Source organism: Pseudomonas oryzihabitans (assembly GCF_014522265.1).
GTDB lineage: Bacteria > Pseudomonadota > Gammaproteobacteria > Pseudomonadales > Pseudomonadaceae > Chryseomonas > Chryseomonas aestiva.
Window position 1 is genome coordinate 4888222 of record NZ_CP017024.1, and the last position, 13654, is coordinate 4901875.

The 13654-nt window shown below is 63.5% G+C and carries 13 protein-coding genes; all 13 read left to right on the forward strand.

Annotated elements, in window-relative coordinates; all coding sequences use genetic code 11:
• The first annotated feature begins 9 nt into the window (after positions 1–9).
• The 13 genes from arnD to traD all read left to right on the forward strand — a co-directional run bounded on the left by arnD (position 10) and on the right by traD (position 13647).
• On the forward strand, positions 10–891 hold the full coding sequence (gene arnD, locus BGI51_RS22520) for a 4-deoxy-4-formamido-L-arabinose-phosphoundecaprenol deformylase (protein WP_187981390.1): 882 nt from the start codon (positions 10–12) through the stop codon (positions 889–891).
• On the forward strand, positions 888–2531 hold the full coding sequence (locus tag BGI51_RS22525; protein WP_187979824.1) for a phospholipid carrier-dependent glycosyltransferase: 1644 nt from the start codon (positions 888–890) through the stop codon (positions 2529–2531). Before arnD ends, BGI51_RS22525 begins: the two co-directional genes overlap by 4 nt.
• Entirely contained in the window at positions 2528–2869 is a 342-nt protein-coding gene (locus BGI51_RS22530; RefSeq protein ID WP_187979825.1) for an EamA family transporter, read from the forward strand. The genes BGI51_RS22525 and BGI51_RS22530 overlap by 4 nt, the downstream gene beginning before the upstream one ends.
• Positions 2866–3267, forward strand: coding sequence for a hypothetical protein (locus BGI51_RS22535; RefSeq protein ID WP_187979826.1), 402 nt, complete (start codon positions 2866–2868; stop codon positions 3265–3267). Before BGI51_RS22530 ends, BGI51_RS22535 begins: the two co-directional genes overlap by 4 nt.
• Positions 3264–4616 (forward strand): UDP-glucose dehydrogenase family protein, encoded by a 1353-nt coding sequence (locus BGI51_RS22540; protein WP_187979827.1) that lies wholly within the window; start codon positions 3264–3266, stop codon positions 4614–4616. Before BGI51_RS22535 ends, BGI51_RS22540 begins: the two co-directional genes overlap by 4 nt.
• A 27-nt stretch (positions 4617–4643) precedes the next feature.
• The gene (locus BGI51_RS22545) at positions 4644–6317 is read left to right on the forward strand and encodes an ArnT family glycosyltransferase (protein ID WP_187979828.1); all 1674 of its coding nucleotides are present in this window, start codon (positions 4644–4646) and stop codon (positions 6315–6317) included.
• 93 nt (positions 6318–6410) lie between these two features.
• Positions 6411–8006: an ArnT family glycosyltransferase gene (locus tag BGI51_RS22550; protein WP_252977169.1), complete on the forward strand. Its 1596-nt coding sequence runs from the start codon at positions 6411–6413 to the stop codon at positions 8004–8006.
• A gap of 562 nt (positions 8007–8568) precedes the next feature.
• Positions 8569–9273, forward strand: a complete 705-nt coding sequence (locus BGI51_RS22555) for a methyl-accepting chemotaxis protein (protein WP_187979830.1) — start codon at positions 8569–8571, stop codon at positions 9271–9273.
• Positions 9274–9285: 12 nt separating this feature from the next.
• Positions 9286–10038 (forward strand): TIGR03759 family integrating conjugative element protein, encoded by a 753-nt coding sequence (locus tag BGI51_RS22560; RefSeq protein WP_187979831.1) that lies wholly within the window; start codon positions 9286–9288, stop codon positions 10036–10038.
• Entirely contained in the window at positions 10023–10601 is a 579-nt protein-coding gene (locus BGI51_RS22565) for a transglycosylase SLT domain-containing protein (RefSeq protein ID WP_187979832.1), read from the forward strand. The genes BGI51_RS22560 and BGI51_RS22565 overlap by 16 nt, the downstream gene beginning before the upstream one ends.
• A complete protein-coding gene (locus BGI51_RS22570; protein WP_187979833.1) occupies positions 10598–11098 on the forward strand; it encodes an integrating conjugative element protein in 501 nt (166 codons plus the stop codon). The genes BGI51_RS22565 and BGI51_RS22570 overlap by 4 nt, the downstream gene beginning before the upstream one ends.
• Before the next feature lie 9 nt (positions 11099–11107).
• Positions 11108–11479, forward strand: coding sequence for a hypothetical protein (locus tag BGI51_RS22575; protein ID WP_187979834.1), 372 nt, complete (start codon positions 11108–11110; stop codon positions 11477–11479).
• 2 nt (positions 11480–11481) lie between these two features.
• A complete protein-coding gene (traD, locus tag BGI51_RS22580) occupies positions 11482–13647 on the forward strand; it encodes a type IV conjugative transfer system coupling protein TraD (RefSeq protein ID WP_187979835.1) in 2166 nt (721 codons plus the stop codon).
• Positions 13648–13654 lie beyond the last annotated feature (7 nt).

The window sequence follows — 13654 nt, forward strand, 5'->3', positions numbered from 1 at the left end:
AACACCCTGATCCCGGCCAGCCTGCGCATCGACGTGGACACCTATCGCGGTACCCGCGAAGGGGTACCGCGGCTGCTCGACCTGCTGGACGAAGCCGGGGTCAAGGCCACCTTCTTCTTCAGCGTCGGACCGGACAACATGGGGCGCCACCTCTGGCGCCTGGTGAAGCCCACCTTCCTGTGGAAGATGCTCCGCTCCAAGGCCGCCAGCCTCTACGGCTGGGACATCCTGCTGGCCGGCACCGCCTGGCCGGGTCGGCCGATCGGCCGCGACCTCGGTCACCTGATGCGCGAGACCCGCGCCCGCGGCCACGAGGTCGGGCTGCATGCCTGGGACCACCACGCCTGGCAGGCCCATACCGGCAGCTGGAGCCTGGAGCGCCTGGGCGCCGAATTCGGCCGTGGCCTGCAGGCCCTGGAGGACATCCTCGGTGGCAAGGTGGACTGCTCCGCCGCCGCCGGCTGGCGCGCCGATCCGCGCGTGGTGCTGGCCAAGGAAGCCTTCGGCCTCAGGTACAACAGCGATTGCCGCGGCAAAACCCTCTTCGTTCCTCGGCTGGAAAGTGGAGCCTTGGGCACTCCTCAGATCCCAGTGGACATGCCCACCTTCGACGAGGTCGTCGGCCCCGACCTTCCTGCCGCCGACTGGAACGACTATCTGCTCAAGCGCTTCCGTCCGGGGGCGCTCAACGTCTACACCCTGCACGCCGAGGTGGAAGGCATCGCCTTCGCCGAGGACTTCCGCGCCCTGCTCAGGGCGGCGCGCGAACAGGAAATCCATTTTGTACCCATGGGCGATCGCCTGCCCGAGGATCCACACAGGCTTCCAGAGGGGAAAGTTGTCCGCGGCAGTCTTGCGGGACGCCAGGGATGGTTAGGAGTGCAACAATGAGTCGAGTGCGTCTGCTGTTCTTACTGCCCGTGGCGCTATTGGCGTACGTGCTTCCCTTGAACTGGCGCGGTCTCTGGATTCCAGACGAATCGCGCTACGCCCAAATCGGCCAGGAGCTCTGGCGCAGCGGCGACTGGGTAGTACCCCACTTCCTCGGCCTGCCCTATTTCGAGAAACCCATCGGTGGTTATTGGACGCAGGCGATAGCTCAAGCTTTGCTGGGCGACTCGCTGCTCAGCGTACGCCTTGTACCCTTGCTAGCCGGCTTCGCCACAGCAGCCTTGGTCGTCCGACTGACGCGCCTGATCTGGGGTGATCGGCATCTGGCGCTACTCGCCGGTGTGCTCTACCTGTCGTGCCTCGCCATAGCTGCGTCGGCCACCTATGTGACCTTGGACGCCCAGTTCGCCTTCTGGACAACGCTTTCGCTGCTAGCGCTTTGGCAGGCCCAAGCCGCTACCACCCTTGGCGTGGCCCTGCGCAATTGGGCGTTGCTGGGCCTGGCCTGTGGCTGTGGTCTACTGACCAAGGGCTTTCTCGCCCTGGTGCTGCCGGTGCTGGTGGCCGTGCCCTTCTTCATCTGGCAACGCCGACTGCTGGAACTGATCTGCCGCGGCCCGCTGGCCGTCATCGTCGCGGCGCTGGTCGTGGCCCCTTGGGCACTCTGGATAGCCCAGCGCGATGGCGACTACTGGAATTTCTTCTTCTGGCACGAGCACATCCAGCGGTTTGCCAGCGATGACGCCCAGCACGAGCGACCGTTCTGGTTCTATGGGCCTATTCTGCTGGTCGCCATCCTACCTTGGACGGGCCTGCTTCCTCGCACCCTGGGCAACCTTTGGCAGCAGCGCAGCCATACGGGGACTGCTTTCCTAGGGATTACCTTCATCAGTCAGCTGATCTTCTTCAGCCTCAGCCGCGGCAAGCTGCCCACGTACCTTTTGCCTGCCATGGCCGCATTGGTACCGCTGATTGCTCGGGCCGCATTCGATGCCTACAAGACAGGTCAATGGCAGGCCCTGCGGCTCAACGGCGGCGCCAATCTGCTATTGGGTATCCTGGGTATCGGTGCGTTGCTGATGTTCGATGACCGTCTCTATGGCAGGGGCGATAACCTGGCATGGGCGCTGGCGCTACTGGCGCCTATCGGCTTCGTCCTGGCGGGTCTGGGAGCTCTGCTTTGGCCTAGACAGACGGCACTGGCACCGGCTTTGGCGATCTGGCTGGTACTGCCTCTGCTGACCGTCGCCTTGCCCAAAGGCCTGGTCTACAACAAGTTGCCGAGCGTCTTTGTGCAGGAACAGCTCCGCAAACTGAACCCGGCGCACCTGCTGGTCAGTAACGACCTTGGCGTCGCGGCCAGCATGGCGTGGGCGACCCGCCGCTCCAACGTCGTGATCGTCGGCGGCCCCGGAGAGTTGAAATACGGCTTCGAACGTCGGCCCGACAGCGGTCGCCTGCTAGATGACGGCGAGCTGCCGAATTGGATCGAGGAACATCGTCGCGAAGGCTCTATCGCTGTGCTGCTGAGGATGAGTGGTGACAGTGACGACCGGCTGCTGGCGAGTCTACCGGCCACTTCGGACAAGGTCGTCCAGGAGCGTCTCGTCCTGCTGGTCTACCCGAGGACAGCGCGGTGACGACCACTGAAGTGACGTTGATCGTAGCCGTCATCCTGCTCACCAGCGCCAGTCAATTCGGACAGAAAAAGGCTGCACATGCAGGATCAGGACTGGCCGCGCTCCTAGGCTCGAAATGGCTATGGCTAGCACTGGCATGCATGGGAACCGCTTTGTTGCTCTGGTTTGTGGTGCTGCAACGCGTCCCGGTCGGCATCGCCTATCCCTTGCTGTCGCTCAATATCCTGGCCGTCACGATCCTGGCGCGTGTGGTGTTCAACGAGCGGATCGGCCAGAGAGCCTGGTGGGGCTGCCTGTGCATCGTACTGGGCGCAGCGCTCCTGAGTGGTCGGGCATGAGCAGCCTGGTCGCTCTCTTCGCCAGCATCGGACTGACGTCTGCGGCGCAACTGCTCATGCGCTATGCCCTCGTGCAATTACCGGCGGTGCCGAGCTGGCCAGGCAATCCGGTGGCACTGCTCAGCACGGCCGGTGTGCAACTAGGCATCGGCGTGGGGTGCTATGGCCTGTCGATGCTGGCTTGGCTCATCGCCCTGGCGAAGATACCGCTGAGCCGGGCCTACGCCGCCCTGAGTCTTTCCTACGTACTGGTTCACCTCGGCGCCCTCTGGCTGCCAGGTGCCGCCGAGTTCACGTCCGCGCGCCCGCTGCTGGGCATCGCGCTGATCATGGTTGGCGTTGCGCTGGTTGGCAGCGATCGCGCCCCTGTCTCCTCCCCTCTCAGGAATACCCTATGAACATCAGCGTTTTCGGCATCGGCTACGTGGGTCTGGTGCAGGCCGCCGTGCTGGCGGAAGTCGGCCACCAGGTGGTGTGCATGGACATCGACCAGGCCAAGATCGATAGGCTAAAACGCGGAGAAATCACGCTGTACGAGCCTGGCCTCGAAGAGCTGGTACGTAACAACCTCGCCGACGGCCGTTTGGAGTTCACCCAGGATGCGGCGACCGCGGTCGCCCACGGTAGCGTTCAATTCATCGCGGTGGGTACCCCGCCCGCTGCCGATGGCTCGGCAGATCTCACGGCAGTGTTCGCCGTGGCTGAAACCATCGCTCGCTTGCGCCTGGAGCACCGCGGCTGCGATCCCCTGCTGGTGGTCAACAAATCGACCGTCCCCGTCGGCACCGGCGATCGGGTGCGCGCCATCATCGATGAAGTCCTGGTGGAGGAAGGTCGGACGCTGCACGTCGAGGTGGTCTCGAACCCTGAGTTTCTCAAGGAGGGCGCGGCCATCACGGATTGCAAGCGACCGGATCGTATCGTGGTCGGCACCGAGTCACCCGAGGCGCGCGAGCTGATGCGCGAACTCTATGCACCCTTCAACCGTAACCACGACCGCATCCAGTTCATGGATATCCGCAGTGCGGAGCTTGCCAAATACGCAGCCAACAGTCTGCTGGCCACCAAGATCAGCTTTATCAATCAGATCGCCGAGGTTGCCGAGCGCGTAGGTGCCGATATCGAGGCCGTGCGTCTGGCGATAGGCGCGGATCCGCGTATTGGCAGTCACTTCATCTACCCCGGCTGCGGCTATGGCGGCTCCTGCTTTCCCAAGGATCTGCAGGCGTTGATCCGTACCGGCGAAGAACAAGGACTCTCCCTGGATCTGCTGCACGCGGTCGAGGCGATCAACGTCAGACAGAAATCGAAGCTCTTCAGCCGTATCCAGGGCTACTTCAAAGGAGACCTGCACGGCCGCACCTTTGCACTCTGGGGCCTGGCATTCAAACCGAACACGGACGACATGCGCGATGCGCCAAGTCGCGTGTTGATGGAGGCCTTGTGGGCTGCCGGCGCCCGCGTACGCGCCTTTGATCCTGTGGCCATGGCAGAGGCCCAACGTCTCTATGGACATGCCGATCGCCTGGCCCTCATGGGTACGCCTGAAGCTACGCTCGCCGGAGCCGACGCGCTGATCATCTGCACGGAGTGGCAGCAGTTCAAGGCGCCCGATTTCGACCTTCTTTACGAGCAGCTAAAGCAACCCCTGATCTTTGACGGCCGAAATCTCTACGACCCCGAGCGGATGGCCAAGCGCGGATTCGAGTACTTCGCCATTGGCCGCGGTAAGTCCCTCGCCGCCTGACACTGCATTTCCTCTGGATAGTGTTTAATGAAAACTCTGCAGTTATCCATCGACACGCCTTTGCCGCATGGCGTTCAAGGCAAGCTCGGCGTCGAAAGTCTGCTCATGTTTGTGGCGGCGACGGTGCTGTTTACCCTCGGGATCTGGAACCAAGCTCCTCAGGGCTTCGATGGCCGGTGGGCAGTGTTCCTCAACGAGATGTTTCGCCACGGGCCCTCCTTCTTCGCCACCACCTATGGTCAGCCGTACCCCGATTACCCTGGCACGGCAACCTGGCTGAGCTGGCTGGCCGCGCGGGTCATAGGCACGCCCAATCAATTCGCCAACGTACTGCCCACGGCCCTGGCTTCTGCCGGCGTTCTGGCTATCACCTACCGGATTCTCGCCGACCGCAGCCGGGCCTGGGCGCTGCTCACCGTGCTGCTGGTGGTGCTGACCCCGCAGTGGCTGGAAAAGGCACGGGCCGTCTGCCTGGATCAGATGATCGCCCTTGTCGCGCTGGTGTGTTTCTACCTGTTCTACCGCGCCGACCGTGATAACAGCCCCTCGCTGCGCCTGCTCGTACTTCCGCTCTTTGTCCTAGGCTTCGCCATCCGTGGACCCCTGGGCCTGATTGAGCCCTGCGCCATCGTGAGCGTGTACTGGCTGGTGACTGCCTGGTGCGACCCGCACCGCAGACCGGCTGCCCTCCGCGGTCTGATTGGCTATGGCGTGGCTGGCCTTGTCCTACTGGCCGCGTGCTGGTGGACATTGATGCAACTGGCCCGGCTGGAAGGCGGTGACACCTTTGCTGCCGAGGTCTGGCAGATGCAGGTCACCGGACGTCTCGACGAGAGCGGCAAGCCGTTCTGGTATTACCTGCAGCTTGGCCTTTACCGCTATCTGCCAGTAATGCCGCTGGCGCTGCTGACCCTCTTCGCCTGGCGGCGGGAATTCTTATTCAGCCCAGACACTGCCGACCGCCGACAGCTGCTGTGGCTTGCCGGGTGTGGACTGGTCATATTGCTCGGCTTGTCCGTTCCACACTTCAAACGCGCTTACTACGTCGTGCCCATGGTGCCCTTCCTGGCCGCGATCGCCGCCTTCGCGCTGATACAGGCACAGGCACGTCTGCGTCGCATGGAAGTCACCTATCGCACGCTCGTGGGCCTGCTACCCGCGCTGGCGATCGTGGCACTGTTCGTTTGCCGCCACCTCTGGCAAAAGCACGGCTACTGGCCGGACATATCCCTACCGGGCCTGATCATTCTCTTCGCCGGCCTGCAGCTCGTAGGCTTCGTTAAGTGGCGTAGCCAGTTCGGTACCAAGCGCCTGTTGACGCTGAGCGCCCTCGCCTTCACGGCGCTCTGGGTGATGCTGGTCGCTGTTATCGAACCCGCCCAGGATCTGGAATACGAGACACGGGGCTTTGTCACCCAAGTGGAGGGCCTGCGTGAACAGCAGCCGGGGCCGCTGGTGTTCTTCGGACTTGGCCAGGATACCTGGGCCATCCGCTACATCATGAACCTGGATCACGACGAGCAGCCGATCTTCGTTGGCCGTGACCAGAGCACGCAACTGGATGCCCTTCCAAGAGGATCGTGGGTCGTACTCGCACGGCAAGACCGCGACCTACTCGCAGGTACAGCGCTGGAAAAGCTTCAACCCATGTTGGAACGCCGTCTGAATGGCAACCCCTGCTTGGTCTATCGGCTTCCCTAACTGGGCTTTTCACCAATGAAACCGCTAAAGATATCCATCAATACCCCGTCGCTGACACGTTCCAAAACTAGAATTAGGGTCGAAAGCCTGCTGATGTTCCTCTCAGCAGCCGCACTCTTCACCCTCGGGATCTGGGATCAAGCACCGCAAGGCTTCGATTACCGCTGGGCGCTGTTCCTGAAAGAAATGTTCCGACACGGCCCATCGTTCTTCGCCACGACCTATGGCCAGCCCTATCCCGATTATCCCGCCACCGCGACTTGGTTGAGCTGGCTGGCCGCGCGGGTCTTGGGCGCACCCAATCAACTCGCCAACGTATTGCCCACGGCCCTGGCCTCTGCCGGGGTTCTGGCCATTACCTACCGGATTCTCGCCGACCGCAGCCGGGCCTGGGCGCTGCTTACCGTGCTGCTGGTGGTGCTGACTCCTCAGTGGCTGGAAAAGGCACGTGCTGTCTGCCTGGATCAGATAGTGGCGCTCGTCATGATGGCGTGTTTCTACCTGTTCTACCGCGCTGATCGTGATAACAGCCCCGCGCTACGCCTGCTCGTCTTTCCGCTCTTCGTCCTGGGCTTCGCCATCCGCGGCCCCCTGGGTCTGGTAGAGCCCTGCGCCATCGTGAGCGTGTACTGGCTGGTGACTGCCTGGTGCGACCCGCACCGCAGACCGGCTGCACTACGCAGTTTGATTGGCTATGGCGTAGTCGGTCTTATCCTGTTGGCCGCCTGCTGGTGGACGCTGATGCAACTGGCCCGCCTGGAAGGCGGCGAGACCTTCGCTGCAGAGGTCTGGCAGATGCAGGTCAAGGGGCGCCTGGACGAGAGCGGACAACCCTTCTGGTTCTATCTGCAACTGGGCCTGTATCGCTATGTGCCGGTGATGCCGCTAGCGCTACTGACCCTCATGGCCTGGCGACGAGAATTGCTGTTCAGCCCAGACAAAGCCGAACGCCGCCAGCTCTTGTGGCTGGCCGGGTGTGGCCTGATCGTTCTGATTGGCTTGTCGATCCCCAACTTCAAACGGGCCTACTATGTTGTGCCCATGGTGCCCTTCCTTGCCGCCATTGCTGCCTTTGCGCTGATTCAGGCGGCAACACGCCTGCGTTGGATGGAGATGGCCTATCGCGCCTTGGTGGGTGTGCTACCCGGGTTGGTGCTCGTCGTTGTGCTGGTTGGCCATCACCTCTGGCAGAAGCAAGGCTATTGGCCGGACGTCTCGTTGCCAGGCTTGATCCTCCTCTTCGCCGGCCTGCAGCTCGTGGCCTTCGTGAAGTGGCGTACTACCGTCAGCGTGCAGCGCCTGCTGACCCTGAGCGGCATCGCCTTCGCCGCGCAATGGCTCATGCTCGTAGCGGTGGTCGAACCGATCCAAGACGTGGAATACGACACCAGGGGGTTCGTAACTCAGGTCGAAGATATGCGTGCCCAGCAACCAGGGCCGCTGGTGTTCTTCGGCATTGGCCAGGACAGCTGGGCAATTCGCTACATGATGAACCTGGATCACGACGAACAGCCGATCTTCGTTGCGCGCGAGCAGAAAGCGCAGCTGAATGCACTTCCGGCTGGAGCCTGGGTGGTAATTGCCAAGCAGGACCGCGAGCTGCTGGCAGGCACGCGACTGGAGAAGCTGCAACCGGTGCTGGAGCGGCGTCTCAACCGAAATCCATGTCTGGTCTATCAATTGCTTTGAGAACGAGCTGCGTGGGGTTCGACAGCGACGGCTTTCCCGATCTTACGCAGCCATTCTCGCCCTGCTCATCTATCTCTCCATTCATATTTAAGCTTTGCCCAAGACAGCAGCGAAATCACACACCATCAAAGCTCGCAAATCCTACTCGAAAGGCTTTCCATTCATTCTCCGGCGTTCCAGGTAGGCAGATCGCCACGCTTACCTGTTGTCCAGCCTGCGGATCAGCCGGCTTTATCGCCACGTGCCGATAGACCGTGAAATCGGGCCTATACATCGTCGAGCTCTGGCTCCGATGGTACTCCCAGATGCCGTACCCGTTCGAAGTAGTCACCTGGCGCTCCAGATTGATCACTCCACCTTTTTCCAGCCGAATCACTAGCACCCTGGTAGCCCTCTCAGCCAAAGCGAGCATCATACCCGGTCTGTTTTCAGCCGCTGGCCATAGGGCGACCTATGGCCTCTTCAACCCCAAAACCTAACCTCCTGAGACCTGGATAAGGTTTCCTGCTGACCCCCTTCAACGCTTCTGCGACCGTGCACGGCATCCTGTGCGAGGTCCCCTATGAAGCGCCCTTCCCTATCTCAATCGCTCGTCGCAACCGGCTTTGCGGCCTTGTCTGGTGCGTGCCTGTATCTCTACGTTGGGCTGTCCCATGTCAATCGTGAGCTGAACGCTACGGCTGACCAGAACACGGTCCACGCCATCACCCAGCGTATGGACAAGATGCAGGACCAGATGGATGGCTTCGCCGGCAGCAAGCCGGTCCAGGATGCAGACTTCCGGGCGAGCCAGCAGGCACTGTCCCAGCGCATCGATACCGCCCAGGCCATGCTGGTGGAGATCCAGCGCGCCAACCAGACCGCGCTCCAAGGGATGGCCCAGGCGGGCGACCTGGTGGTGCTCGAGGCCAAGCTTGAAGGCCTGCAAAACGATCTGGGGGACCTGCGCAAAAAAGCAGTGGAGCCGGCCAAGGCACCGCCCCCACTCATCGTCCCCAAGCAGCGCAGCGCCCCGGCGATCGCGCGTAAGTCCGAGCCGCCCAAGCCAGTCGACACCCCTCCCCCCTTCACCGTCGTCGGCATCGAGTACCGCGGCGGTGAGCGCTTCCTCTCGGTCGCTCCACCCGGCAGCACCCAGCTCAGCGAGCTCTACCTGGTGCGCCCGGGTGACAACGTCGGCGGTACCCGCTGGCGGCTAGCAAAACTCGATGACCGTCAGGCGCAGTTCAGCGTCGACGGCGCGACCCGCACCCTTTCCGTCAAGTAGTAGAGGCAACTCATGCGCCCCCAGTCCCTTCTCCTTCCGGCGAGCCTTGCGATCGCCCTTATCCTGCTCTCGCCGTCCGCACCAGCACTCACCGCAGACCTTGTCGCCCCCCAAGTCTTCTCGGGCGAAACGGGTAGCGCTGAGCGCCAAAGCGCGGTCCAGCGTAACGACAGCGCCATCGCCCAGGAATGGGGCCTGAGCAGCCAGGAGTTCCAGCGCTACCGGACCCTGATGCAGGGTAGTCGCGGCGTCTACTCGCCCGGTCTGGATCCGCTCACCGCCCTGGGCATCGAGGCCCAATCCGATGCCGAGCGGCGCCGCTATGCCGAGCTGCAGGTCCGCGCCGAGGCGCAGCGGGTGCAGAAGGAGCTGGCCTACGACCAGGCCTACCGCGACGCCTGGAATCGCCTTTACCCGAATCTGCAGCCAGTACAAGGCGGCGGCCAGGCAGCGCCCCAGGCCAGTCCAGCCGTGCGCGGTAATGGACGGCTCGCCGTGTTCGTGACCGATAGCTGCGCAGCCTGCACCGAGCGGGTTCAGGCGCTGCAGAGCGCTGGCCAGGCCTTCGACCTCTACCTGATCGGCAGTCAGAACGACGATGCCCGGATCCGCCGCTGGGCCGTGCTCGCTGGCGTCGATCCAGCCAAGGTGCGGGGACGGCAGATTACGCTCAACCACGACGCCGGCCGTTGGGTCCAGCTGGGCCTGGGCGGCGAACTGCCGGCTGTCGTCCGCGAGGTGAATGGGCAATGGCTACGGCAATGATCAAGGCGCTCGGCGCCGGTGTGATCCTGCAGGCACTTGCGATCGGCGCCCAGGCTTCCGAGACACCGCCGCCTGCCTATCAGCTGGCTGCCCATCAGGCGGGCATTCCCTCCGAGGTGTTGTACTCGGTCGCCCTGCAAGAGAGCGGCACCCGACTGCGCGGCAGGGGCGCACAACTGGTGCCCTGGCCCTGGACGCTCAATGTCGCCGGCGCCGGCTATCGCTTCGCCACCCGCGCCGATGCCTGCACCGCGCTGCTGGTCGCGCTGAACACCGCCGGCGCCAAGCGCGTCGACGTGGGCATCGCCCAGGTCAACATGGGCTGGAACGGCCATCGCTTCGGTCGAGGCGTCTCGCCCTGCGAGGCGCTCAACCCCTACAAGAACCTGGAAGTCGCCGCACAGATGCTCGCCGAGCTGCGCGCCCAAGGTGGTGACTGGATCAATGTCGCTGGCCGCTATCACCGTCCCGCCGGCGGCGCCCCGGCTGCCAAGTACCGCGAGCTCTTCGCCAAACACCTGAGCCGGGTCACCGGCGTCACCTTGCTGGCCTCGAACCCATGAAGCAGATCCTCTCGCTCCTCGCCCTGACCGTGACCCTACCGCTGGCTGCCCAGGCTGCCAGCCTCACCGTGGTCGAAGACCGCGGCGGTGTCTCTGCCCTGCCCTACTACCAGAGCCTGAACCCGGAGCCAGCACAGGCACAACGGCAAGTGCCGCTGCCACAGCCTGCCCAGGCCTTGGGCTTCCCCGTGCGATCGCAGCGGCTCACCCCAGGCACCGTCCAGGGGCGAGCAATCAATGCACCTGGCTTGCAGCCCTTTTTCCTGATCGGCGATGACGACCTGTCTCGCCAGTGGCTGGCCAGCCGTGGCCAGACTCTGCAGCGCCTCGGCGCCGCTGGCCTGGCGGTCAACGTCGCCAGCGCCGAGCGCCTGGCCGCGATCCGTAGCTGGGCCCCCGGGCTCCCCATCAGCCCCGTGGTCGGCGATGACCTGGCTGCCCGCCTGGGAATCGCGCATTACCCCGTACTCATCACCCCCACCGCCCTTGAGCAATAGGAGATCCCAGTGCCCAGCTCTCAGACTCCACACTCAGCTGCTGATGTTGCCTCCAAGCCCGATGCGCATGACGTTAGTCCAGCTCAGGACGGATGCCTCGGTTACCCCGTCACCTTCGGCCCAACACGGTCAGGTGCTTCCTTCTATCTGACTCTGGTCATTCGCTTACCTGACCACCAGAAAGCGCGCGCCGCCCTGGCAGGTGACGTCGAGGTCCTGGTCGATCTCCATGGCGGCGAGATCACCGGCCGCTCTATGGACGATGAGATCACCCTCTGTGAGCGCTTCGAGGCAGCGCTGCCACGTGGCGAAGCCGCGGCTATCCGCAAAGAGCACGCTGCGGCCCTGCCGCTGCCAGGTGCTGGCGAGCTGGAGCGCTGAGCATGGCTCGTAATCATGCCCTGGACACGCTGCTGCGGCCTGCGGTGGAGCTCTACACCGTGCAGGTGTGCCTGGCCATGGCCTTCCTGTGCGTCTTCGCGCCCTGGGCCGTCGCCCTGACCCCGCTGTTCGGCCTGGTCACGGCCGTCGCCTTTCTTGGCTTCGGCATCTACCGCTTGCGCCAGGCGCTGCGCGTGCTGCGCTACCGGCGCAACATCCGGCGCCTGTCGTACTACAGCATGACCAGCAAAGAGATCCCGGTCAGCAACGAGCGGCTGTTCATCGGCAAGGGCTTTCGCTGGGAGCAGAAGCACACCCAACGCCTGGTCGACACCTACCTGCCGCAGTACGCGCCCTATGTCGAGCCGTCGGAATGGACCAACAAGGCGCGGCGCCTCGAGGCGCGTCTGGAGTTCGCGCCCTTCCCGCTCACCCTGCTGGCCAAAGCCACCTCCTGGGATAACGCGGCGAACCCGTTCCGACCGCTGCCTCCGGTGGGCGGTCTGCCGCGCCTGCACGGCATTGAACCTGAGGAGCACGATGCCACCCTGCCGTTGGGCGAGCGAGTGGGTCACTCCATCGTCATGGGCACCACTCGGGTGGGCAAGACGCGCCTGGCCGAGCTCTTCATCACCCAGGACATCCGTCGCAAGCGGCGCGGCCAGCATGAGGTGGTGATCGTCTTCGATCCCAAGGGCGATGCTGACCTCCTTAAGCGCATGTACGTCGAGTGCGAGCGCGCCGGCCGCGCCAACGAGTTCTACGTCTTTCACCTTGGCTGGCCAGACCAGTCCGCGCGCTACAACGCGGTGGGCCGCTTTGGCCGGATCTCGGAGGTGGCCACCCGCGTCGCGGGCCAGCTGTCCAGCGAGGGCAATTCGGCGGCGTTCAAGGAATTCGCCTGGCGGTTCGTCAACATCATCGCTCGGGCCCTGGTCGCCCTCGGCCGGCGCCCGGACTACCTGCAGATCCAGCAGCACGTGATCAACATCGAAGGGCTGTTCCTGGAATACGCCCAGAAATACTTCGATGAGCACGACCCAAAGGCCTGGGAAAAGATCATCTTCATCGAGAGCAAGCTCAACGATAAGAACATCCCCTTCAACATGAAGGGCCGACCGCTGCGGGTCATCGCCATCGACCAGTACCTCAACCAGACCCGCGTGATGGATCCGGTCATGGACGGCCTGCGCAGCGCCGTGCGCTACGACAAGACCTACTTCGACAAGATCGTCGCCTCGCTGCTGCCGCTGCTGGAGAAACTCACCACCGGCCGCATGGCCGAGCTGATCGCTCCGGACTACCACGACGTCAACGACCCCCGGCCGATCTTCGACTGGATGCAGGTGGTGCGCAAACGCGCCGTGGTCTACGTCGGCCTGGACGCCCTCTCCGATACCGAGGTCGCCGCGGCGGTTGGCAACTCCATGTTCTCGGACCTGGTCTCGGTTGCGGGCCACATCTACAAGTACGGAATCGATGACGGCTTGCCCGGGGAGGCCAGCAGCAAGGTGGCCATCAACCTGCACGCCGACGAGTTCAATGAGCTGATCGGCGATGAATTCATCCCCATGATCAACAAGGGTGGCGGCGCCGGCCTGCAGGTGACGGCATACACCCAAACCCTGTCCGACATTGAGGCCAAGATCGGCAATCGCGCCAAGGCCGGGCAGATCATCGGCAACTTCAACAACCTCTTCATGCTACGGGTGAGGGAGACGGCGACCGCCGAGCTCCTCACCAACCAATTGCCCAAGGTACAGGTTTTCACCGCCACGCCGGCGAGCAGCGCGAGCGACGCCGTCAACGGCAAGACTGCCTTCACCTCCAATACTCACGACCAGCTCAGCGCCACCAGTGTGCCCATGCTGGAGCCTGCTCATGTGGTGGGCCTACCCAAGGGCCAGTGCTACGCGCTGATCGAAGGCGGCAACCTTTGGAAGGTGCGGATGCCGCTGCCAGCGGTGGATCCGGATGAAGCGATGCCCAAGGACCTGCAGGAGCTCGCGGAGAAGATGCGCAAGGCCTACCAGGTGGGTCAGGCCACCGGCAGCGAGTGGTGGGAGGCTCCTGGCCAGCGCCGGGTCGCAGATGACCTACCCCTAGACCTGCAGGACGACTTCCGGCAGATGGCCCAAGGCGCCGCTGACGAAGGAGACGCTGCATGACCGCCAG

Bases quoted from the DNA above. Each gene is read 5' to 3' on its own strand.
- BGI51_RS22525 (WP_187979824.1), top strand. From the start codon at position 888: ATGAGTCGAGTGCGTCTGCTGTTCTTACTGCCCGTGGCGCTATTGGCG.
- BGI51_RS22535 (WP_187979826.1), top strand. From the start codon at position 2,866: ATGAGCAGCCTGGTCGCTCTCTTCGCCAGCATCGGACTGACGTCTGCG.
- BGI51_RS22540 (WP_187979827.1), top strand. From the start codon at position 3,264: ATGAACATCAGCGTTTTCGGCATCGGCTACGTGGGTCTGGTGCAGGCC.
- BGI51_RS22545 (WP_187979828.1), top strand. From the start codon at position 4,644: ATGAAAACTCTGCAGTTATCCATCGACACGCCTTTGCCGCATGGCGTT.
- BGI51_RS22550 (WP_252977169.1), top strand. From the start codon at position 6,411: ATGTTCCTCTCAGCAGCCGCACTCTTCACCCTCGGGATCTGGGATCAA.
- BGI51_RS22555 (WP_187979830.1), top strand. From the start codon at position 8,569: ATGAAGCGCCCTTCCCTATCTCAATCGCTCGTCGCAACCGGCTTTGCG.
- BGI51_RS22560 (WP_187979831.1), top strand. From the start codon at position 9,286: ATGCGCCCCCAGTCCCTTCTCCTTCCGGCGAGCCTTGCGATCGCCCTT.
- BGI51_RS22565 (WP_187979832.1), top strand. From the start codon at position 10,023: ATGGCTACGGCAATGATCAAGGCGCTCGGCGCCGGTGTGATCCTGCAG.
- BGI51_RS22570 (WP_187979833.1), top strand. From the start codon at position 10,598: ATGAAGCAGATCCTCTCGCTCCTCGCCCTGACCGTGACCCTACCGCTG.
- traD (WP_187979835.1), top strand. From the start codon at position 11,482: ATGGCTCGTAATCATGCCCTGGACACGCTGCTGCGGCCTGCGGTGGAG.